Origin of the sequence: Phaeacidiphilus oryzae TH49 (assembly GCF_000744815.1) — a bacterium.
GTDB lineage: Bacteria > Actinomycetota > Actinomycetes > Streptomycetales > Streptomycetaceae > Phaeacidiphilus > Phaeacidiphilus oryzae.
In genome coordinates this window covers 3,399,226-3,421,400 of sequence record NZ_JQMQ01000005.1, presented here as the reverse complement: position 1 = coordinate 3,421,400, position 22,175 = coordinate 3,399,226, and the positions used below count along the sequence as shown (strand labels likewise).

The following is a 22,175-nucleotide window of genomic DNA, read 5'->3' as shown; positions in this document are numbered from 1 at the left end:
GGAGCGGCTTCAGGGGCGCGCGGTTCCCCGCGCCCCTGACTCGCGTCCGCGGAGCTCCATCAGGGCGGGCGCGGGGAAGGAGACCTCAGCGCTTCCGGTGGCGTCCGCCGCTGCCGGAGCGGGCCGCCGGTCGCGGACGCGGCTGCTCCTGCCCGGGGAACCCGGGGGCCCCGGAGGCGGGGACCCCCGCCCCCTTCTCCCGCCGCCCCCGCAGCATCTCGATGAAGATCGGCAGCGCCGAGAGCACGGCGATCAGCAGCACCGCCGGGATCATGTACTTGTCGATCACATCGGCCAGCGACCCCCCGAAGACGTAGCCGACCATCAGCATCGCCTCGGTCCAGATCACCCCGCCGACCACGTTCCAGGCCAGGAACCGCCGCCCCGGCATCTCCAGCATCCCGGCCACCGGGTTGAGGAACGTCCGCACCACCGGGATGAACCGGGCCAGCACCACCGCCTTGGCCGGCCCGAACTTGTCGAAGTACAGCTCGGCCTTGTCCACGTACTCGCGCTTGAACAACCGCGAGTTCGGCCGCTCGAACATCCGCCGCCCGGCCCGCGCCCCCAGCAGATGCCCCAGCTGCGCCCCGAGGACCGCGCACACCGGCGCCCCCACCGCCAGGGCCCCGATCGGCATCTGCACCCCCGGCCCGAAGACCTTCGGCGCCGCCGAGGACGCCGCCACCCCGGCGAGGATCAGCATCGAGTCGCCGGGGAAGAAGAAGCCGATCAGCAGTCCGGTCTCGGCGAAGACGATGGCGAGTACGCCGATCGTCCCAGCCTGACCGATGAGCGCCTTGGCGTCGAGGAGGTTCAACGCGAGCATGGTGTTCACCCGGGCAGACTAGCCGCCGCCCTTCGGCACCGGCTGGCCGAACCCTGTGCGCCACCCCTGCCCCGCGTGGTGCTGGTCACGGCGGGGTGAACCGAAAACCCTTTGATGGGAGAATGACGCCCGGCGGCCGCTCAGCGTCGACCGGCGTCGCCGACACCACGTGTTGTAGCCGCAGTCCACCCTAGGAGCCGATCCGCATGCCCATCGCAACTCCCGAGGTCTACGCAGCGATGCTGGACAAGGCCAAGGCGGGCAAGTTCGCCTACCCGGCCATCAACGTCACCTCGTCGCAGACCCTGAACGCCGCTCTGCGCGGCTTCGCCGAGGCGGAGAGCGACGGCATCGTCCAGATCTCGACCGGCGGTGCCGAGTTTCTGGGCGGCCAGTACAAGAAGGACATGGTCACGGGCGCGGTCGCGCTGGCCGAGTTCGCGCACATCATCGCCGAGAAGTACCCGGTGAACATCGCGCTGCACACCGACCACTGCCCCAAGGACAAGCTGGACGGCTATGTCCGCCCGCTGCTGAAGGTCTCTCAGGAGCGCGTCGCGAAGGGCCAGAACCCGCTCTTCCAGTCGCACATGTGGGACGGCTCGGCCGAGAACCTCGCCGACAACCTGGCGATCGCCCAGGAGCTGCTCGCCGAGGCGGTCAAGGCGCACATCATCCTCGAAATGGAGATCACGCCGACCGGCGGCGAGGAGGACGGCGTCTCCCACGAGATCAACGACAACCTCTACACCACCACCGAGGACGCGCTGCGCACCGCCGAGGCGGTCGGCCTCGGCGACAAGGGCCGGTACCTGCTGGCCGCCTCCTTCGGCAACGTCCACGGCGTCTACAAGCCGGGCAACGTCCAGCTCCGCCCGGAGCTGCTGAAGGACCTCCAGGAGGCGGTCGGCGCCAAGTACGGCAAGACCGACCCCTTCGACTTCGTCTTCCACGGCGGCTCCGGCTCCACCCTGGAGGAGATCCGCACCGCGCTGGAGCACGGCGTGGTGAAGATGAACCTGGACACCGACACCCAGTACGCGTTCACCCGCCCGCAGGTGGACCACTTCTTCAAGAACTACGACGGCGTCCTCAAGGTCGACGGCGAGGTGGGCAACAAGAAGGCCTACGACCCGCGGACCTACGGCAAGCTGGCCGAGGCCGGGATGGCCGCCCGGGTGGTCGAGGCCACCGAGATGCTGCGCTCCGCCGGCTCGCACACCAAGTAGTCGCGCCGCTCCCGCGGTCCCGCCGCTCCCGCGGTCCCGCCGCCGTTCCGCCGCCTCCGCGCTGGTGGAACGGCGGCGGCCACCCGGCACACTGGTGGGATGAGTACCCACCAGAACCTGTTGGGGGACCCGCCCCCGACCCAGCTGCCCATCGAGTCGGAGCCGCTGGAGCTCCTCGCCGGCGGCGCCTCCCCGGCCGAGGTCGCGGCCAAGTTCCCGGCCTCCTCGCTGGCCTGGGCCCAGCTCGCGGACGACGCGTACACCGCCGGCGACGTGATCGCCTCCTACGCCTACGCCCGCACCGGCTACCACCGCGGTCTGGACGCCCTCCGCCGCAACGGCTGGAAGGGCCACGGCCCGGTGCCGTGGGAGCACGAGCCCAACCGCGGCTTCCTCCGCTCGCTGCACGCCCTCGGGCGGGCGGCGGGGGCCATCGGCGAGAAGGACGAGGCCGAGCGCTGCGCCACCTTCCTCAAGGAGAGCTCTCCGACCGCGGCCTCGACGCTGAGCTGACGGTCCCCCCGCGGCCCCTGGGGAGGCGCCCCCGGGCGTGCGAGCCCCGGGGGCCGCGGGGGCCGCGGAGAAACCGCCCCGGCCGAGCCGTCGGCCCTGTCGCTGCCGGCCGGCCCCCGGCGCTAGCCGCGCGGCAGCGGAACATGGAGGCGCCAGGCCCCCGGCTGCACCGTCCAGATCCGCCGTTCCACCGGCCCGCCCGGCGCACTGTCCGCCAGATACTCGAACTCCGCCCCGCTGATCACCAGTTGGCGCGCCCGCGCGTACAGCGGATGATGCGCCTGGATGCGGATCTCCATCCGCCCCCCGCCCCGCACCTCCACCGCCACCGACCGGATCGGCTGCCCCGGCTCCGCGAGCACCCGGCCGTCCGCCTCGATCCGCAGCCGCCGTCGGGCCCCGCCCGGCAGCCCGCCCGGAAGCGCCCCGCGGACGGCGCCGCTGACCGCCTCTCCGACGGCCCCGCCGAGCCGGGCCAGCCGTCCTGCGGGGCCAGGCAGCTCCGGCTCGGCGGCGGCTCCGGGCGCTCGAGAGGCCCCCGGACCGCCCGATGTCCACGATGAGGACGCAATCGTGTTCGCCCCCGGCGAACGGTCTGCTCCGATCGGAGGACGCCCGGCGGCCCCCGGGCCACCGCGCGCGGCCCGGCCCCCGCCCTCCCGGCCGGGGATGCGGACCGCCCCCAGCACCACCCCGCCGTCCTCGTCCACCAGCAGGTCCAGCTGCCGGTCCGCGCCCCTCAGCACGGCCCGCGCGGCCTCCTCCGGACGGGCGGGTATGCCGAGCGCCCGGGAGGTCGCCAGTGCGGTGCCCTCGCCCACCGGAACCAACCCGATCGGCCCTGTTCCCAGGGCGGATTGACGGTGCAGCAGGCGGACCACATGGTGGAGGGCCCGGTCGTCCCCGATCACGACCGGTCGTCGCCGGCCGCGGTGGGTCAGCATCCGGTCCAGTTCCGGCAGGTCCTCCGGCAGGGCCAGCTTCACCGAGGTGGCGGCGGACAGGACGTCCCGGGCCACCCGGACCGCCTCCGCATCCACCCTTCGAGCCGTCGGGGCGACCACCAGGAGCAGCGGTGTCCCGGGCTCCGCGGCCGATCGCACAGCCGACACCTCGGTCCTTTCTCAGGTAATCTCTCGGTGCAAGAGCCCCTTGCGCTGTTGCGCCAGGGGCTTCGTCTATCCGGGGCCGGAACGGCGGCCTTCCCGCCGTGTGTTGTGCCCCGCCCGGAAGGGGTGTACGCCTGTGCCCGCACTCGTGCTGGTCGGCGCTCAGTGGGGCGACGAGGGCAAGGGAAAGGCGACCGACCTCCTCGGTGGTTCGGTCGACTACGTGGTTCGCTACCAGGGCGGCAACAACGCCGGCCACACGGTGGTCGTCGGTGATCAGAAGTACGCGCTGCATCTGCTGCCGTCCGGCATTCTGAGCCCGAACTGCACCCCGGTCATCGGGAACGGCGTCGTCATCGACCCCGCTGTGCTGCTCTCCGAGCTGGAGGGCCTGGAGGAGCGCGGAGTCGACACCTCCAAGCTGCTGATCTCGGGCAACGCCCACCTGATCACGCCGTACCACCGGACCCTCGACAAGGTCACCGAGCGCTTCCTGGGCAAGCGGCGGATCGGCACCACCGGGCGCGGGATCGGCCCGACCTACGCGGACAAGATCAACCGGGTGGGCATCCGGGTCCAGGACCTCTTCGACCCCGGGATCCTCCAGCAGAAGGTGGAGGCGGCCCTCCACGACAAGAACCAGATCCTGGTCAAGCTCTACAACCGCCGCGCGGTCCCGGCCGACCTGGTGGTCGAGGAGTACCTGGGCTACGCCGAGCGGATCCGGCCCTACCTGGCCGACACCACGCTGGTGCTCAACCAGGCGCTGGAGCGCGACGAGGTCGTGCTGCTTGAGGGCGGCCAGGGCACGCTGCTGGACGTGGACCACGGCACCTATCCGTTCGTCACCTCCTCCAACCCGACCGCCGGCGGCGCCTGCACGGGCTCCGGCATCGGGCCGACCAAGATCGACCGGGTCATCGGCATCCTGAAGGCCTACACCACCCGGGTCGGCGCGGGCCCGTTCCCGACCGAGCTCCTCGACGAGGACGGCGAGGCGCTGCGCCGGATCGGCGGCGAGCGCGGCGTCACCACCGGCCGCGACCGGCGCTGCGGCTGGTTCGACGCGGTGATCGCGCGCTACGCGACCCGGGTCAACGGCCTCACCGACTTCTTCCTCACCAAGCTGGACGTCCTCACCGGCTGGGAGCAGATCCCGGTCTGCGTCGCCTACGAGATCGACGGCAAGCGGGTGGACGAACTCCCCTTCTCGCAGACCGATTTCCACCACGCCAAGCCGATCTACGAGAACCTGCCCGGCTGGTCCGAGGACATCACCAAGGCGAAGACCTTCGCCGACCTCCCGAAGAACGCCCAGGCCTATGTGAAGGCCCTGGAGGAGATGTCCGGCGCCCAGATCTCCGCGATCGGCGTCGGCCCCGGCCGCGACGAGACCATCCAGGTCAACTCCTTCCTGTCCTGAGTAGGCCCCCGCGCCCCAGGATTCGCGCAGCGAATCAGGGGCGCGGGGAACTGCGCGATCAGCCGACCCCCACCCGCGCCCGCCGACGGCCCGGTCCGCCCTCCCCGGTGTGCGACCCCCCGGTGCGGGAAGGGCCACGGGGATAGCAGGCCCTGACAGCCTGTCGGCGCAGCCGCCAACCCCCTGCCAAGGTGGAAGTCCCGGTACGCAGGCGGGCAAGCCTACGATCAACCCATGAGCAGCTCGCCCACCCCGGATCCCACCCTCGGCGCAGCCGTGAAAGCAGCGGACCGAGCCCACGTCTTCCACTCCTGGTCCGCCCAGGCCCTGATCGACCCGCTGCCCGTGGCCGGCGCGGAGGGTTCGTACTTCTGGGACTTCGACGGCAACCGCTACCTCGACTTCACCTCGGGCCTGGTCAACGCCAACATCGGCTACCAGCACCCGAAGGTGGTCGCCGCGATCCAGGAGCAGGCCGGAAAGCTGGTGACCTTCGCGCCGGCCTTCGCGCTGGAGTCGCGCAGCGAGGCGGCCCGGCTGATCGCCGAGCGCACCCCCGGCGACCTCAACAAGATCTTCTTCACCAACGGCGGCGCCGAGGCCAACGAGAACGCCATCCGCCTGGCCCGGCAGTACACCGGCCGGCACAAGGTGCTCTCCACCTACCGCTCGTACCACGGCGCCACCGCCAACGCGATCATGCTCACCGGGGACCCCCGCCGCTGGCAGAACGAGATCGGGGTGGGCGGCGTCAGCCACTTCTGGGGCCCCTACCCCTACCGCTCGCCGTTCCACTCCACCTCCGAGCAGCAGGAGTGCGAGCGCGCCCTCCAGCACCTGGAGGAGACCATCGCCTTCGAGGGCCCAGGAACGGTCGCCGCGGTGATCCTGGAGACGATCGTCGGCACCGCCGGCGTCCTGGTCCCGCCGCCGGGCTACCTGGCCGGCGTCCGGGAGATCTGCGACCGCTACGGGATCGTCTTCATCCTGGACGAGGTGATGGCCGGCTTCGGCCGCACCGGCGAGTGGTTCGCCGCCGACCACTGGGGTGTCACCCCGGACCTGCTGACCTTCGCCAAGGGCGTCAACTCCGGCTATGTGCCGCTCGGCGGCGTGGCGATCAGCGAGAGGATCGCGGCGATCTTCGACGAGCGGCCCTTCCCCGGCGGCCTGACCTACTCCGGTCACCCGCTGGCCTGCGCCTCCGCCGTGGCGACGATCAACGCCATGGCCGAGGAGGGCATCGTCGAGCACGCCAGGGCGCTCGGCGAGAACGTCCTCGGGCCCGGGCTGCGCGAGCTGGCGGAGCGCCACCCGTCCGTCGGCGAGGTCCGCGGCCTCGGCGTCTTCTGGGCGCTGGACCTGGTCAAGAGCAAGGAGACCCGCGAGGCGCTGGTCCCGTACAACCCGAGCGGGGAGCAGAACAAGCCGATCGCCGAGCTGGCGGCGGCCTGCAAGCAGCGCGGGCTGTGGCCGATGACCAACATGAACCGGCTCCACGTGGTCCCGCCGTGCACCACCTCGGAGGCGGAGGCCAAGGAGGGCCTGGCGATCCTGGACGAGGCACTCGCCGTCGCCGACCGGTACACCGGGTGACCGCCGGCTGACCACCGCGGCAACGGGCGCGGCCCGCACCGGAGAGGGTGCGGACCGCGCCCGTTCGCGTTCCCCGGGGCACGGGAAAAGTGAAAAGTCCCTGCGCACGGGCCATTTCGCGTACGGTATGTCAGCTCGCCCGATGGACTAGGATCCTGCCGAGAACCGGGACAACACCGGCATTCTCGGCAGAACCGATGAAGCGGGTGTATCCGGCAGGAGCCCCGGAACGCCCCGTGCGGGAGGAGAACGGACATGGTGGGTGCCGACGCCCCTGCCTCCTCCCCGAAAGTGCGCCGCAGCAGCCTCCGCGAGCAGATCGCCAACGCGCTGCGCGAGGAGATGATGACCGGACGGCTGCCCGCCGGCCAGGACCTCACGGTCAAGGAGGTCGCCGAGCAGTACGGCGTCTCCGCCACCCCGGTCCGGGAGGCGCTGGTCGACCTCACCGCCCAGGGCCTCCTCCGGATCGAGCACCACCGCGGCTTCACCGTCCCCGCCCTCACCTGGGAGGACTTCGTCGAGATCGTCGAGACCCGGGTGCTGGTCATCGACGGGATCTTCCGCCACCTCCGGCGCCGGCTGCGGCTGCCCGACCAGGAACGGCTGGCCTCCGTCCGCCGCCGGGCCGAGGCGGCCCAGCGGTCCGCCGAGGCGGGCGAGCTCCATCTGGTGGTCGGCTGCGACCGGCGGTTCTGGGCCGAGCTGGGCGGGCTGGTCGGCAGCCCCCGGGTGGTGGACTACCTGGACTGGCTGCGGGTGCAGGCCTGGATGTTCTCCGCCCCGTACCTTCGCGGCCGGGACGATCTGGCCGAGCGGCTGTGGACCGGCCACCTGGCACTGGTGGACCGGGTGGCGGCCGCCGACCTGGCCGGGGTGCGGGAACTGCTGGGCGACTACCACCGGCGGTCGGCGGGGCTGATGGCCGAGCTGTGCGGGGAGAGCGCCGAGGGCGTCGTGGTCTCCGCGCCGGGGTATCCGGGTGACGGGCCGTCCCGCGTGCCCGGGCAGCGCGATCCCCGTTCCTGAACGCCCGGTGGGCGCTAGGGTTGCTGGTCCGTCGGTCCGCGCACCCACCAGGAGGATTCGTCAGTGGCCTGTGACATCTGGCTCGTCCCGCTCGTCGACGTGCTCTGCCACAGCCCGGAGAACCCGTTCCGGGACGACTTGGATGTGTACAACGCCGCGCTCGCCGAGCACGGGCTGCCCGAGGTGCCGGTCTACCACTACATGCCGGGACTGAGCGGGGACGTCGAGCCGATAGCCGCCTTCGACTACGACTCGCTGCACTTCCTGCGACGGGTCTACCTGCTGCAGCTCACCGGTCTCGAGATCACGCCGGTGGACGAACTCGGCGGGGACTACGAGCAGTTGCTGGAGATGTTCGAGAGCAGCGCCGAACTCTCGCATCTGGTCTGGCACTTCGACCACGCCGGGGCGTATGTGCCGATCGACTTCGAGCGGCCGATCGTCACCGACGAGCTGCTGTCGGCCGGCGGCCCGCTGGGCTCCGTCCAGGGCCTGCTGCGCGAGTTGGAGAAGGTCGCCCCGGCGATCGGCATCGACCCCCGGCAGGCTCCCCGCCCGGTGCGCCCGGTGGCGCCGACCTCCCTGGAGGGGCCCGCCTACCCGCCGCCCGCCGAAGACGGTCCCTTCGCGAAGGAGCGCCACGCCTGGACCGGTCTCCATGCCGCGGCGGTCCAGGCCCTGGGGCAGGGCTCGATGGTGGTCTTCGCCTGACGCGTCGTCCCCCGCGGACGTGCGCCTCGGGCTCGCCTGCCGCCGCGCGCTCCGGCCCGGCCCGCTCCGTCCGCCCCGCCCCGCCCGCTCCCGTCCGGGGCGGCGCGGGCGGGCGGCGGCCCTCAGCGCTCCGGAGGGCGCTGCCTCGGCATCGTCGCGCGGCCGCTCGCCGGGGGGAGGATGCGGACCTGCGCGGCGGAGCCCGCCCCGCCGCCGGGCTCGCGGCGCTCGCCCCATGCCCCGGCGGCCTGCGTCGGCAGGGCCGTCATCGCCGCGCGGAACTCCAGCATCCACTGCGAGGTCTCGGCCCGGACCATCTCCGAGACGTCCTCGCAGAACCGCCGCAGCACCCCGAGGCAGCGCTCCGCGGCCTCGCCCGCCGTGCCCTCGGTCGGCCCGAGCACCTCGCGCACGCACTCCGAGGCCCAGTCGAACTGGAAGGCCTCCAGCCGCCGCTGCAGCGCATGCGCGGTGGAGACGTCCCGCATCCACCCGCTGGTGAGCCCGAACACCCGGTCCGCGGCCAGGCAGGCCGCGGCCAGCAGCAGGGCCACGTACCCCCAGGGCGCCAGCTGGTGCGCCCAGGAGCCCGCCGCGGCCGCGTCCGCCAGCGAGACCAGCGGCATCGCCGCGCCGGCCGCCGCCAGCAGCGCCGCGGCCAGCCGCAGCGCCCGCGCGCCGAACCGTTTCCACCTGCGGTCCCGCTGGTACCAGGTGATGGCCTCCACGGCCCGCTCCTCGGACCAGCGGTACAGCTCTTCCAGGCGCTCGGCCGGCTCGCCCCAGTCACCCAGCGGGAACTGGCGGGCCGACAGGTCCCGCTCGGCGCGCTCGCGCTCGCCGCCCCCGGCACGACCGGACGGATGCCGGGCCCGGGCGGCGGCCATGGCCGGCGCCGGATCCTCCTCGGGACCACCGCCCTCCTGCGCCCATGAGGGCTCTTCGGGCTGCATGTCGGGCTGGCTCACTCGCGGGGCTCCCTGTCGGACGACTGGCCAATCACCACTTCTTACCGCCAAATGGCTGACTGCGGGGGCGGTTCCTTACGGTTTCCCCACGGATGTTGCCCGAGTGTGAGCCGGTACGGGAGCGCCGCCCGAGGTCACCGCCCTCGCGAGGCCCCGCGGCGGCTCCCCCCGGCCCGCCGGGGAATCACCCGTACGAGGCACACCCCGCACGGGGCTCCGCCGCCCCCCGGGGGTGGTCTCGGCGGCCCACCCTCTCACCCGGCCGGTGGACCGCCGCATCCGCGGTACCCCCGCCCCGTCGGGCGGGGGCGGCCGGGCGGACCAGTAGGCTCGGGTGCGTGAAGGTCCTCGTCATCGGAAACGGCGCCCGCGAGCACGCTCTGTGCCGTGCGCTCTCGCTCGACCCCGACGTCACCGAACTGCACTGCGCCCCGGGCAACGCCGGGATCGCGGCTGTGGCCCGGCTGCACCCCGTCGACCAGCTGGACGGCTCCGCCGTCGCCGGGCTGGCCGAGCGGCTGGGCGCCGAGCTGGTGGTGGTCGGCCCGGAGGCCCCGCTGGTGGCGGGCGTCGCGGACGCCGTCCGCGAGCGCGGCGTCCCGGTCTTCGGCCCGGGCGCGGAGGCGGCCCGGCTGGAGGGCTCCAAGGCCTTCGCCAAGGAGGTGATGGCCGCGGCCAACGTCCCCACCGCCCGCTCCTACGTCTGCACCACCGCCGAGGAGGTGGACCGCGCGCTGGACGCCTTCGGCCCGCCGTACGTGGTGAAGGACGACGGCCTGGCGGCCGGCAAGGGCGTGGTGGTCACCGAGGACGTGGCGGCGGCCCGGGCACACGCCCGCGGCTGCGACCGCGTGGTGATCGAGGAGTTCCTGGACGGCCCGGAGGTCTCCCTCTTCGCCGTCACCGACGGCACCACCGTGGTCCCGCTGCAGCCCGCGCAGGACTTCAAGCGGGCGGGCGACGGGGACACCGGGCCCAACACCGGGGGGATGGGCGCCTACTCGCCGCTGCCCTGGGCGGACCCCAAGCTGGTCGACGAGGTCATGGAGAGCGTCCTCCAGCCGACCGTGGACGAGCTGCGCCGCCGCGGCACCCCGTTCTCCGGCCTCCTCTACGCCGGCCTCGCGGTCACCTCGCGCGGGATCCGGGTGATCGAGTTCAACGCCCGCTTCGGCGACCCGGAGACCCAGGTCGTGCTGGCCCGGCTGCGCACCCCGCTGGCCGGCCTGCTGCACGCGGCGGCCACCGGGCGGCTGGCCGAGATCGAGCCGCTGCGCTGGGCGGACGGCGCCGCGGTGACCGTGGTGATCGCCTCCGAGGGCTACCCGGTCTCGCCGCGCACCGGCGACCCGATCGAGGGCCTGGCCGAGGCCGAGGCGGCCGACGGCAGCAGCTACGTCCTCCACGCCGGCACCAGGCTGGCCGAGGACGGCGAGACGGTGCTCAGCGCCGGCGGGCGGGTCCTCTCGGTGACGGCCCTCGGCGAGACCCTGGCGGCGGCCCGGGAGCGGGCGTACCGCGGGGTCGGCGCGATCCGGCTGCGCGGCTCCCACCACCGGGGCGACATCGCCGAGCGCGCGGCCGCCGAGGCGGGCTGACGGCACCCCTACCTACCGACGGGCGTCCGCGCCCCCGTCCGCGCCTCCGGCCGGACGCGGGGCGCGGACGCCCGTCGGCGCTTGCCGCGCCCGAGGGGCGCAGGAGAGCAACGGCCGCGCGGGGGACGGCTGTTCGGGGGGATCCCGGGCGTGCTGCGGCGAATCCGCTACGCGCGGCGAACGGAAAGGTCGCGGCGGGTGCGATGGGCGAATCGAGCCAACCGCACATTCCTTCGGGTGACTCCGGGCGGATCCGGCTGACGATTGTCGGACCGGCGTCTTATGGTGCCCAGAACCGCATCCCGTACGGGCGTGCGGGGAAGCCGGTCGCGGGTTCCGAAACGCGCGCCGACCAGCCAGGGGAGGCCGGCCGGGGCAGTCTGGGGGTGGGCATTCTGTTCGTTCACCGGAGGTCCGCGTCCGGATTCCCTCGGGAACCACCGGTCCGGGTGAATCGGCGGATGCCGTGGAACGACGCTCGTCCGACGGTTCGTCAGTCCACTTGGAGACCGCACCCGGATCGGAGCGCAGCCGGTTCCCATCGGAACCCGGCGAAGCCCGTGGCGGTTTCTGGCGGATTCCGACCGCAAGACCCACCCGACCGACCGACCCGACGCAGCGGAAAGCTGAGCCGTACGACCCGCGCCGGAGCCAGACGCGCAGGCGAACAGGGGTGATGCGAGCAGTGGCTGGTACCGAGATGGCACAAGCACGGGCCCGAGCCCAGGCCGTGCTGCGCGTGCGCGGCACGGCGCTCGGCCTGGCGGTGCTGCCGGCCGCCGTCGCCGTGGTGCTCTGGGCGGGCCGGCTGACCGGCCGGATGGGAGCGGCCGGCGCGCCCGACGCCGGCGCCTGGGGGGCGGCCCGCTGGGCGGTCACCGGGATCGCGCTGCTGATGCTGCTCGCCGCCGGCCTCTTCGCGCTGCGGGTCCGCCGGGTGCCCCCGCCCGCCCCGCTCTCCGCGCCGATCGCCGAACGGGCGGCCCCCGAGCTCTACCGGCTGGTCAGGGAGCTGGCCGAGCGCCTGGAGGTGCCGGCCCCGTCCCGGATCGCGCTGGCCCCGGACTGCGACAGCTGGCTGGAGGACGACGCCACGGCGGGCGGGCCGCCCGCGCTGGTGATCGGCTCCCCGTTCCTGTGGTGGATGCGGGTGGACGAGCTGCGCGCGCTGCTCGCCCCGGTGGTCGCGGGCGGCGCCGCCACCGCCGACCGGGAGATCACCGCGGCCCGCCGCTTCGTCCGCGGCCTGGACGCGCTGGCCCTCGGCCGCCCCGACGGAGCCCTCGGCGGGTCCGCCGAGGGCCCTGCCGCCCCCGCGCCTGCCGCCCCCGCCGGCAGCCGCCTGGACCGGATCCTGGCCAGGCCCGCCCGGGCGCTCCTCCGCCGGGCCCGGCAGCCCGCCGCCGCCCTGGAGCGGGCGGTCGCCGCCGGGGCCGCCGAACGGGCCCAGCTGGTCGACTACGGCCGGCGGATCGCCGCCCAGGAGCAGGTCGGCCTGGCCTACGCGGGCTGGGATCGGATGCTCGACCGGGTGGCCCTCCCCGCCTGGCGGATCGGCCGCAGCCCGGAGCGGCTGAACGCCGGCGCGGTCTCCGCCCTCACCGAGCTCTCCCGCCGGGACCGGCTGGCCGACGGCTACGAGAGCCGGCTCAGCGAACGCCCCGCCTGCGATCTGCTGGAGGATCCGGGTGAGGTGGACCGGCGGATCTCCGACCTCGCCGCCGGCCTCTTCTACGGCCCCCCGTCCGAGCTGGCCCCGGTCAGCTGGGAGAAGTACCCGGAGGAGGTCGTCGCCCGGACCTGGCGGACCAGGGCCGCGGTCCTGCTCTCGGCGCTGCGGGCGCTGGACGCCGCGGCGGAGCGGCGGCCCGCGGCCGGCTCCGGCGGGCTCTCCGGCCTCTCCGCACAGGCCGGCCGGCACACCGGTCCGGCCGACCGGGCCGATCCGACCGGGCCGGCCGGCCGCACCGACCACGTGGACCACGTACGGCGCTCCGCCGCGCGGTCCGCGAACGCCGGCTCCGGCGGCCCGGTCGCCGCCGACGGCGCGAGTGCCGGCCCTGGCGCCCCCGACTCGGGGGAGGAGCCCTTCGAGGGGCCCTTCGCGCCCGCCGTCGGCCGGGTGCTCGACCTGCTGGCCGGCGGCCGGGGAGAGCTGCTGGTCCGGAGCCTGCCGCTGCCCGACGGCCGCGCCGCCGGCGCCGGCCAGGCCCCCACCGGCCAGGCCCCGAGCAGGCCCCTGAGCCCCTCGGCGAGCACCTCGCCGCCCTGGTCTGCTGCGCCGCCATGGAGGCCGGAGCGGCCCGCCCCGGACTGGACTGGCTGGACGGACCGGTGCTGCTGGTGGACGGGGTGCGCCGGAGCGACCTGGCCCCGGCGGTCGCCCGGGCGGTGGAGCACGGCGACACCAAGGCGCTCCGCGGCTGGCTCGCCGGGGCGGGGATACGGGCCGACGCGCCCCTCCGACCGGCCTGAGCCACGGCTGCCGCAGCCCCGGCGACACCAACCGCGCCAACTCCGGGGCCGTTCGGCGGATCAGCACATACGATGCAGCACACCGGGTAGCCGCAGGGCATCGGACAGTGCGTATCCGGCCGCCCGCGGACGCCTCGTCCGGCGGGCGACCCGGGTCGGTTCCAGGGAGCGTGCGAGGGGAGCGAGGACGGCGTGGGTACCGGGCAGATCCACCGCTGGGAGTCCGGAGCGCTCGCTCACGGCGTGACCGACCCCTTCGGCCAGGGGCCGCTCCCGTGGCTGCGCGGGGCGGACCTCTACTTCGACGACACCGGGCTGAAGGTGCCGTGGTACGTGGATCTGACCGAAGGCCAGGGCAACCAGGGCCGGGTCCCGAACGCGCGGACCGCTCCGGGCACCGAGCAGCTCCGCTCCGGCCTGGACCGGCCGAGCACGGCGGACGACGTCACCGGACAGATCAAGGGCTTCGCGGCGGCCTCCGGCGTCCTCCCCGGCGGTGCCCTCGACCTCAGGGTCTCGGTGAACCCGCCGCAGGAGTTCACCGTCGACGTCTACCGGATCGGCCACTACGGCGGCGCCGGCGCCCGCCACATGGCGGCCAGCCCCCAGGTCTCCGGCCTTCGCCAGCCGGCCCCGATGGTGGCCGGGCGCACGGTCAGCTGCCACCACTGGTGGATGTCCTGGCGGCTGCAGATCCCCGGCCACTGGCCGCCGGGGGCCTATGTCGCGGTGCTCACCACGGCGGACAACCGCTACCGCAGCCACATCCCGTTCACCGTGCGTAGCCCCGCCCGGGCCGCCGATCTGATGCTGCTGCTGCCGGACGTCACCTGGCAGGCCTACAACATGTTCCCGGAGGACGGGCGGAACGGCGCGAGCCTCTACCACGCCTGGGACGAGAAGGGCCGGCTGCTCGGCGAGTCCGAGGCCGCGATCACCGTCTCCTTCGACCGCCCGTACGCGGGGGCCGGCCTGCCGCTGCACGTCGGCCACGCCTACGACGTGATCCGCTGGGCCGAGCGCTACGGCTACGACCTGGCCTACGCCAACGCCACCGACCTCCACGCCGGCCGGGTGGACCCGTCCCGGCACCGCGGGCTGATCTTCCCCGGCCACGACGAGTACTGGTCCGAGCCGATGCGGCGGTCCGTGGAGACCGCCCGGGACGCCGGCACCTCGCTGGTCTTCCTCAGCGCCAACACCATGTACTGGAAGGTCGAGCTGGAGCCGGGACCGTCCGGCGACCCGGACCGGCTGATCAGCTGCCGCAAGCGGCAGCGGCCGATCCCGCTCCCCCCGGGCAGCCCCCGCACCTCGCTGTGGCGGGACTCCGGCGGGTCCGGCAGCGCGGCAGCCGGGGGAGCGGGCGCCGGGGGAGCGGGCGCCGGCCCGGGCGGCGAGACCGCGTCCGCCTCCGGGGCCGAGCAGCGGCTGCTCGGCATCCAGTACGCCGGCCGGGTGCCGGAGCCGGCCCCGCTGGTGGTCCGTAACGCCGACCACTGGCTGTGGGAGGGCACCGGGGTCCGCGAGCACGAGCCGCTGGAGGGCCTGGTCGCCGGCGAGGCCGACCGGTACCACCCGCGGGCCCCGCTGCCGGAGAGCAGCGAGCGGCTGCTGCTCGCCCACTCGCCGTACCAGGACGTCCGGGGGGCGACCCGGCACCAGGAGACCTCCCTCTACCGGGCCCCCAGCGGGGCCTGGGTCTTCGCCTCGGGGACCTTCGCCTGGTCGCCGGCGCTGGACCGGCCGGGACACACGGACGCCCGGGTCCAGCGGGCGACGGCCAACCTCCTGGACCGGATCTGCAAGCTGGCCTGAGCCTCCTCGCCCCCGGCAACGGTCCCGGCCGGGCCCGCGGCCGGAGTGCGTGAAAGACTCGGGCCCAACGATGGCCTCCAGAAAAAGGGCAGAGCCTTGAGCGGATTCGTCGAGAAGCCCGAGCCGGTCCAGGTGCCCGGCCTCACCCACCTCCACACCGGCAAGGTCCGTGACCTGTACCGGGATGAGAAGGGCGACATGGTGATGGTCGCCAGCGACCGGACGTCCGCGTTCGACTGGGTGCTGCCGACCGAGATCCCGGACAAGGGCCGGATCCTCACCCAGCTGTCCCTCTGGTGGTTCGACCAGCTCGTGGACCAGGTCCCCAACCACGCGCTGTCGGCCGAGGTGCCGGCCGGTGCGCCGGAGGACTGGGCGGGGCGGACGCTGGTCTGCCGCGGCCTGCGGATGGTCCCGGTGGAGTGCGTGGCCCGCGGCTACCTCACCGGCTCGGGCCTGGCCGAGTACCGCCAGGACCGGACGGTCTGCGGGATCGCGCTTCCCGAGGGCCTGGAGGACGGCTCCGAGCTGCCGGCTCCGATCTTCACCCCGGCCACCAAGGCCGAGGTGGGGGAGCACGACGAGAACGTCTCCTACGAGGAGGTCGCCCGCCGGGTCGGCGCCGAGACGGCGGCGCAGCTGCGCCAGCTGACCCTGGCCGTCTACGGCCGGGCCCGGGACGTCGCGCGGGAGCGCGGCCTGATCCTGGCCGACACCAAGTTCGAGTTCGGCTTCGCCACCTCCGAGTCGGGGGAGGACGAACTGGTGCTGGCGGACGAGGTGCTGACCCCCGACTCCTCCCGCTACTGGGATCTGGAGCGCTGGGAGCCCGGGCACCCGCAGGACTCCTTCGACAAGCAGATCATCCGGAACTGGCTGGTGTCTCCGGAGTCCGGCTGGGACCGGGAGTCCGAGCAGCCGCCGCCGGAGCTCCCCGCGGCCGTGGTGGAGCGCACCCGCGCCCGCTACATCGAGGCGTACGAGCGGCTGACCGGCACCGCCTGGTCCTGAGCCCTGAGCCGCAACGGGGGCGCGGCGAGGCCGGCGCCCCCGTTCTCCGTTCTGCGGGCCGTCAGTTCGCCGTCGGTTCGGCGTCAGCGGCTCGCGGTCAGCTCGCGGTCGAGGTGGCCGGCGCCGTCGTGGTCGCCGCCGTGCCGAACTCGACGCCCTTGGCCTCCTTGCCGATCGCCGTCAGCAGGATGGTCAGCGCCAGCGTCGGGAAGACCGTCCACATCAGGGCCGCCGGATAGCCGTGCCCCTTGGCGATGGTCTCCTGCAGCGGCAGGTTCAGCGCCGCGATCAGGTTGCCCAACTGGTAGGTGACGCCCGGGTAGAAGCCGCGGATCGCGTCCGGGCTCAGCTCGGTGAGATGCGCCGGGATGACGCCCCAGGCGCCCTGGACGCAGAACTGCATGAGGAACGAGCTGACCGCGAGCAGCCCGGCCGTGGTGGAGAGCGCGAAGAACGGCACCACCAGAATGCCGAGCCCGGCCACCCACATGATGGTCCGCCGCCGCCCCAGCCGCTCGGAGTACGCCCCGAGGACCATTCCGCCGAGGATGGCCCCGAGGTTGTAGACGATGGCGATCAGGGTCGCGGTGTCCGGCGAGAAGCCGAGGCCCTTCTTGATGAACGTCGGATACACGTCCTGGGTGCCGTGCGACATCAGGTTGAAGGCCGTCATCAGCAGTACCAGGTACACGAACCGTCGGAGCACCTTCGGGTCCCGGAAGACCTGGCCCGGCGAGGTCCTGGTGAGCTTGACGTTCCGTTCCCAGACCTCGGACTCCCGCACCCGGGACCGGACCAGCAGCGAGATCAGCGCCGGCAGGATCGAGAAGGCGAAGAGCCCGCGCCAGCCGAACTCCGGCTTGATGAAGAGATAGGCCAGGGCCGCGACCAAATAACCCATGGAGTAGCCGCCCTGGAGCACCCCGGACCAGAATCCGCGCTTCTGGCTGGGGATCTTCTCCATGGCGAGCGCCGCGCCGAGGCCCCACTCGCCGCCCATGCCGATGCCGTAGAGCAGCCGAAGCACCATCAGCACCGCGTAGTTGGGCGCGAAGGCGCAGGCGAAACCGACGATCGAGTAGAAGACCACGTCGACCATCAGCGGAAGCCGGCGGCCCTTGCGGTCCGCCCACCAGCCGAAGATGAAGGCGCCGACCGGCCGCATCGCCAGCGTCACCGTGGTGAGGAAGGCCATGTCGGTCAGCGACTTGTGGAAGTCCTGGGCGATGTCCGCGTAGACCAGCACGACCAGGAAGTAGTCGAACGCGTCCATCGCCCAGCCCAGATAGGCCGCCACGAAGGCGTTCCGTTGATCCTTCGTCAGGCCGCCGGCCTGATCTCTTATGACCTTGAGCATCAGCGCCCCCTGGCGATGGATGTGATCAGCAGGAGGAACGTAGGGAGGGAAGGACTGCCTGTCAACGGTGTGTCAAAGAACCGGCAGGCGAAAACGCCGAAGGGCCCGCTCGATGAGCGGGCCCTTCGGTTGTGGAGCGGACGACGGGATTCGAACCCGCGACCCTCACCTTGGCAAGGTGATGCTCTACCAGCTGAGCCACGTCCGCATGGTGTCCACCGTCCGGTTCTTCCGGCCTCTCGGCCGTCGGTCCCTTCCGGCGGGCTCTACTCTACCTGATCCCTCGGGGTGGTCGTGCCACCCTCGGCGAGTCGAGGTGGAGTGGAGCGGGTGACAGGAATCGCACACTGCGCCTCCCCCTTGGAAAGGGGGCGCTCTACTACTGAGCTACACCCGCGCGTTCGGTCCTTCGTGCCTGCCCCTTCGGTCTTGCGACCTCCGGTTTCGGCGCTCCGTCCCGGCGACGAGAAGAACATTACCCGATCCCGGCGGCTGTGATCACCGCCGGGGGGTGTTTTGTCCGATTCATCACGAAGATCGGGAAAATTCTTCAGCTCGCCTCGGCGAAGGCCTCGTAGACGTGCTTGGGGATCCGGCCGCGGGCCGGCAGGTCCATTCCGCGGGACTGCGCCCAGGCCCGGACCGTCGCCGGATCGGGGGCGACCGCCGTGCGCCGGAACGTCTTGCCGGATCGGCTCTGCTTGCGGCCGGCCTGGATGTACGGCGCGAGGACGTCGCGCAGCTTCTGCGCGTTGCCGCCGGACAGGTCGATCTCGTAGGACTTCCCGTCCAGAGCGAAGGAGATCGTCTCGGCCGCTTCTCCGCCGTCCAGATCGTCGAAGAGCGTGACCACTACGCGCTGAGCCATGGGCGTCAATCCTCTCGGGGCGGGACGAACACCGACCCCCGCCATGGCCCCTGCCCGGGTTGGCGCAACGGGTCGATGCTGCCATTCTGCACCCGGGTAGGCCATATAACTAAGACCATTTCCAAAACATTTTCCGTGTCGCTTCCGCGAGGGCTTCTGTGCACCTCTGCGAGGACTGGACGGCAGCGCTTCGGGCTGGTATTGCGGTCCCGCCGGGAACTCGGTGCCTAATATGCGGAAAGCGGTGAATTACCTCCCGTTCCCCGGAGTTCGGGAAGCCGGGCGGAGGGGCCGCGCCGGCCGCTCCCCGTCTACGCGGAGCGTCTACGCGCGTCGCCGGGAGCGGCGGGTCCGAGCCCCTCCGGGCCCCGGTATTCTGGGCATCTCCACCGCACCAACATCACCGGGAGTACCCGTGGCACGCGTCGTGGTCGACGTCATGCTCAAGCCGGAGATCCTCGACCCCCAGGGACAGGCGGTGCAGCGCGCACTGCCTCGTCTGGGATTCGACGGGATCGCGGATGTCCGCCAGGGCAAGCGCTTTGAACTCGAACTGGACGGGCCGGTCGACGAAGCCGCCCTTTCCATGATCAGGAAGGCCGCCGAGACCTTCCTCGCCAACACCGTGATCGAGGACTTCACCGTCCGGGTGGAGTCCGACTCCGCTGGCGGTGCGGTGTGACCGCGCGGATCGGCGTCGTCACCTTCCCCGGATCCCTCGACGACCGCGACGCCCAGCGCGCGGTGCAGCGGGCGGGCGCCGAGCCGGTCGCCCTCTGGCACCGCGAGAAGGACGTCCACGGGGTCGACGCGGTGGTGCTGCCCGGCGGCTTCTCCTACGGCGACTATCTGCGGGCCGGCGCCATCTCCCGGTTCTCCCCGGTGATGGAGACGGTCATCGAGCAGGCCCGGGCCGGGATGCCGGTGCTCGGCATCTGCAACGGCTTCCAGGTGCTGACCGAGTCGCACCTGCTGCCCGGCGCCATGCTCCGCAACAACCACCTCCACTTCATCTGCCGCGACCAGAAGCTGCGGGTGGAGAACGGGGACACCGCCTGGACCGCGGACTACGACGCCGGCCAGGAGATCTCGGTCCCGCTGAAGAACATGGACGGCCGGTACACCGCGGACCGCCGCACCGTGGAGCAGCTGGAGGCCGAGGGCCGGGTGGTCTTCCGCTACCTCGACGTCAACCCCAACGGCTCGGTGAACGACATCGCCGGCATCACCAACGAGGCGGGCAACGTGGTCGGCCTGATGCCGCACCCCGAGCACGCCGTGGAGCCCGGCATCGGTACCGGCGGCACCGACGGCCTCGGCTTCTTCACCTCCGTACTGAAGCGTCTGGTCAGCGTCCGATGAGCGAGTATCCGATGAGCACTCACAAGCAGCTGGACACCGTGGCGCGGGCCGCCGGGACGCCCGAGGACGAGCAGCCCTGGGCCGAGCTCGGCCTCAAGCCGGACGAGTACCAGCGGATCCGCGACATCCTCGGCCGCCGCCCCACCGGCGCCGAGCTGGCGATGTACTCGGTGATGTGGTCCGAGCACTGCTCGTACAAGAGCAGCAAGGTCCACCTCAAGCAGTTCGGCGAGAAGGCCCCGGCCAACGACGCGATGCTGGTCGGCATCGGCGAGAACGCCGGCGTGGTCGACGTCGGCCAGGGCTACGCGGTGACCTTCAAGGTCGAGTCGCACAACCACCCCTCGTACATCGAGCCCTACCAGGGCGCGGCCACCGGGATCGGCGGCATCGTCCGGGACATCCTGGCGATGGGCGCCCGCCCGGTCGCCGTGATGGACCCGCTGCGCTTCGGCGCGGCGGACCACCCGGACACCAGGCGGGTGCTGCCCGGCGTGGTCTCCGGGATCGGCGGCTACGGCAACTGCCTGGGCCTGCCGAACATCGGCGGCGAGATCGTCTTCGACGACTGCTACCAGGGCAACCCGCTGGTCAACGCGCTGTGTGTGGGCGTGATGAAGCACGAGGACATCCACCTCGCCAAGGCCTCGGGGGCCGGCAACAAGGTGATCCTCTACGGCGCCCGCACCGGCGGCGACGGCATCGGCGGCGTCTCCGTGCTCGCCTCGGAGACCTTCGCGGACGGCGGTCCGACCAAGCGCCCCGCGGTCCAGGTCGGCGACCCCTTCCAGGAGAAGCTGCTGATCGAGTGCACCCTCGAGGTCTTCAAGGAGGACCTCGTGGTCGGCATCCAGGACCTCGGCGGCGCCGGACTCTCCTGCGCCACCAGCGAGTTGGCCTCGGCCGGCTCCGGCGGCATGCGGGTCGAGCTGGACACCGTGCCGCTCCGCGACTCCTCGCTCTCCCCCGAGGAGATCCTGATGAGCGAGTCGCAGGAGCGGATGTGCGCGGTCGTCACGCCCGAGAATGTCGACCGCTTCCTGGAGATCTGCGAGAAGTGGGACGTCATCGCCACCGTCATCGGCGAGGTGACGGAGGGCGAGCGGCTGGAGATCTTCTGGCACGGCGAGCAGATCGTCGACGTCCCGCCGCGGACCGTCGCCCACGAGGGCCCCACCTACCAGCGGCCGTTCGCCCGGCCGGAGTGGCAGGACGGGCTGCAGGCCGACGCGCCGACCGCCGAGCGGCTCAAGCGCCCGGCCAGCGGTGACGAACTCCGGGCCGTCGTGCTGGAGGTCGCCTCCTCGCCGAACCAGGCGTCCAAGAGCTGGGTCACCGACCAGTACGACCGCTTCGTGCTGGGCAACACCGTGCTGGCCCAGCCGGAGGACTCCGGGATGATCCGGGTCGACGAGGAGACCGGGCTCGGCGTGGCCATCGCCACCGACGGCAACGGCCGCTACGCCAAGCTCGACCCGTACGCCGGTGCCCAGCTGGCGCTGGCCGAGGCGTACCGCAACGTCGCCGCGACCGGGGCCAAGCCGCTGGCGGTCACCGACTGCCTCAACTTCGGCTCCCCCGAGGACCCGGACGTGATGTGGCAGTTCGCCGAGGCGACCCGCGGGCTCGCGGACGCCTGCCAGATCCTGGGCACCCCGGTGACCGGCGGCAACGTCTCGCTCTACAACCAGACCGGGGACGTGGCCATCCACCCGACCCCGGTGGTCGGCGTCCTCGGCGTCATCGACGACGTGTCCCGCCGGACGCCGATGGCCTTCGCCCAGGAGGGCCAGCTGGTCTACCTCCTCGGGGACACCGAGGACGAGTTCGGCGGCTCGGTCTGGACCCAGGTCGCCCACGGCCACCTGGGCGGCCTGCCGCCCAAGGTGGACCTGGAGCGGGAGCGGCTGCTCGCCGACATCCTGATCGCCGCCTCCCGGGACGGGATGATCGACGCGGCCCACGACCTCTCCGACGGCGGCCTGGCCCAGGCCCTGGTGGAGAGCCTGGTCAAGGGCGGCCAGGGCGCGCGGATCGTTCCGCCGGCGGACGTGGACCCGTTCGTCTTCCTCTTCTCCGAGTCGGCGGGCCGGGCGATCGTCTCCGTCCCGCGCAGCGAGGAGCTGCGGTTCAGCGAGATGTGCTCGGCGCGCGGCCTCCCGGCGGCGCGGATCGGCGTGCTGGACGGCGACGCGCTGGAGGTCCAGGGGCAGTTCACGCTGCCGCTGGCGGAGCTGCGCGAGGCGAGCACCGGCGTTCTGGAGGGGCTCTTCGGCTGA

General features: G+C 72.8%; 18 protein-coding genes and 2 tRNA genes. 13 read left to right on the top strand and 7 right to left on the bottom strand.

Features of this window, described 5'->3' with window-relative positions:
* Positions 1-85: 85 nt before the first annotated feature.
* Positions 86-829 carry a DedA family protein gene (locus BS73_RS40400; RefSeq protein WP_084704758.1) on the bottom strand — a complete coding sequence of 248 codons (744 nt, stop codon included), beginning with the start codon at positions 827-829 and terminating at the stop codon, positions 86-88.
* 206 nt (positions 830-1,035) lie between these two features.
* Between BS73_RS40400 and fbaA the strand changes: the two genes are divergently transcribed.
* Both fbaA and BS73_RS18940 read left to right on the top strand, forming a co-directional pair.
* A complete protein-coding gene (gene fbaA / locus BS73_RS18945; protein WP_037574091.1) occupies positions 1,036-2,058 on the top strand; it encodes a class II fructose-bisphosphate aldolase in 1,023 nt (340 codons plus the stop codon).
* Positions 2,059-2,157: 99 nt separating this feature from the next.
* Entirely contained in the window at positions 2,158-2,571 is a 414-nt protein-coding gene (locus BS73_RS18940) for a DUF3151 domain-containing protein (RefSeq protein ID WP_037574088.1), read from the top strand.
* Between the two features lie 122 nt (positions 2,572-2,693).
* On the opposite strand, the gene BS73_RS38805 is transcribed toward BS73_RS18940, so the two are convergent.
* Positions 2,694-3,674, bottom strand: a complete 981-nt coding sequence (locus BS73_RS38805) for an acylglycerol kinase family protein (protein WP_235215453.1) — start codon at positions 3,672-3,674, stop codon at positions 2,694-2,696.
* Positions 3,675-3,816: 142 nt separating this feature from the next.
* Between BS73_RS38805 and BS73_RS18930 the strand changes: the two genes are divergently transcribed.
* The 4 genes from BS73_RS18930 to BS73_RS18915 all read left to right on the top strand — a co-directional run bounded on the left by BS73_RS18930 (position 3,817) and on the right by BS73_RS18915 (position 8,439).
* Complete coding sequence (locus BS73_RS18930; RefSeq protein WP_037574085.1) at positions 3,817-5,103, top strand: adenylosuccinate synthase; 1,287 nt, start codon at positions 3,817-3,819, stop codon at positions 5,101-5,103.
* A gap of 234 nt (positions 5,104-5,337) precedes the next feature.
* Positions 5,338-6,699: an aspartate aminotransferase family protein gene (locus BS73_RS18925; RefSeq protein WP_037574082.1), complete on the top strand. Its 1,362-nt coding sequence runs from the start codon at positions 5,338-5,340 to the stop codon at positions 6,697-6,699.
* A 255-nt stretch (positions 6,700-6,954) separates the two neighbouring features.
* Positions 6,955-7,728, top strand: coding sequence for a GntR family transcriptional regulator (locus BS73_RS18920; protein WP_063837017.1), 774 nt, complete (start codon positions 6,955-6,957; stop codon positions 7,726-7,728).
* A gap of 63 nt (positions 7,729-7,791) precedes the next feature.
* On the top strand, positions 7,792-8,439 hold the full coding sequence (locus BS73_RS18915; protein WP_037574079.1) for a hypothetical protein: 648 nt from the start codon (positions 7,792-7,794) through the stop codon (positions 8,437-8,439).
* A 122-nt stretch (positions 8,440-8,561) separates the two neighbouring features.
* Here BS73_RS18915 and BS73_RS18910 read toward each other — a convergent pair whose 3' ends face one another.
* Positions 8,562-9,407, bottom strand: a complete 846-nt coding sequence (locus BS73_RS18910; RefSeq protein WP_235215452.1) for an SLATT domain-containing protein — start codon at positions 9,405-9,407, stop codon at positions 8,562-8,564.
* A 338-nt stretch (positions 9,408-9,745) separates the two neighbouring features.
* Between BS73_RS18910 and purD the strand changes: the two genes are divergently transcribed.
* From purD to BS73_RS18890, 4 genes are all read left to right on the top strand, one after another.
* Complete coding sequence (gene purD, locus BS73_RS18905; RefSeq protein WP_037574073.1) at positions 9,746-11,005, top strand: phosphoribosylamine--glycine ligase; 1,260 nt, start codon at positions 9,746-9,748, stop codon at positions 11,003-11,005.
* A 700-nt stretch (positions 11,006-11,705) separates the two neighbouring features.
* On the top strand, positions 11,706-13,727 hold the full coding sequence (locus BS73_RS34815; RefSeq protein ID WP_235215451.1) for a hypothetical protein: 2,022 nt from the start codon (positions 11,706-11,708) through the stop codon (positions 13,725-13,727).
* The gene (locus BS73_RS18895; protein WP_037574070.1) at positions 13,673-15,298 is read left to right on the top strand and encodes a N,N-dimethylformamidase beta subunit family domain-containing protein; all 1,626 of its coding nucleotides are present in this window, start codon (positions 13,673-13,675) and stop codon (positions 15,296-15,298) included. Before BS73_RS34815 ends, BS73_RS18895 begins: the two co-directional genes overlap by 55 nt.
* Positions 15,299-15,394: 96 nt before the next feature.
* A complete protein-coding gene (locus BS73_RS18890) occupies positions 15,395-16,309 on the top strand; it encodes a phosphoribosylaminoimidazolesuccinocarboxamide synthase (protein ID WP_037574067.1) in 915 nt (304 codons plus the stop codon).
* A gap of 97 nt (positions 16,310-16,406) precedes the next feature.
* Here BS73_RS18890 and BS73_RS18885 read toward each other — a convergent pair whose 3' ends face one another.
* The 4 genes from BS73_RS18885 to BS73_RS18870 form a co-directional block, all read right to left on the bottom strand.
* Positions 16,407-17,666, bottom strand: coding sequence for an MFS transporter (locus BS73_RS18885; RefSeq protein WP_037574064.1), 1,260 nt, complete (start codon positions 17,664-17,666; stop codon positions 16,407-16,409).
* A gap of 132 nt (positions 17,667-17,798) precedes the next feature.
* Positions 17,799-17,874 (bottom strand) — tRNA-Gly (locus BS73_RS18880).
* A gap of 114 nt (positions 17,875-17,988) precedes the next feature.
* A tRNA-Gly gene (locus BS73_RS18875) sits at positions 17,989-18,063 on the bottom strand.
* Between the two features lie 153 nt (positions 18,064-18,216).
* Positions 18,217-18,534, bottom strand: a complete 318-nt coding sequence (locus tag BS73_RS18870; RefSeq protein ID WP_037574061.1) for a histone-like nucleoid-structuring protein Lsr2 — start codon at positions 18,532-18,534, stop codon at positions 18,217-18,219.
* Between the two features lie 415 nt (positions 18,535-18,949).
* Between BS73_RS18870 and purS the strand changes: the two genes are divergently transcribed.
* Genes purS through purL form a run of 3 tightly spaced genes read left to right on the top strand, consistent with a single transcriptional unit; the run spans position 18,950 to position 22,175 of the window.
* On the top strand, positions 18,950-19,216 hold the full coding sequence (purS, locus tag BS73_RS18865) for a phosphoribosylformylglycinamidine synthase subunit PurS (RefSeq protein ID WP_037574057.1): 267 nt from the start codon (positions 18,950-18,952) through the stop codon (positions 19,214-19,216).
* Entirely contained in the window at positions 19,213-19,896 is a 684-nt protein-coding gene (purQ, locus tag BS73_RS18860; protein ID WP_037574054.1) for a phosphoribosylformylglycinamidine synthase subunit PurQ, read from the top strand. The genes purS and purQ overlap by 4 nt, the downstream gene beginning before the upstream one ends.
* Before the next feature lie 11 nt (positions 19,897-19,907).
* Positions 19,908-22,175: a phosphoribosylformylglycinamidine synthase subunit PurL gene (purL, locus tag BS73_RS18855; RefSeq protein WP_037574051.1), complete on the top strand. Its 2,268-nt coding sequence runs from the start codon at positions 19,908-19,910 to the stop codon at positions 22,173-22,175.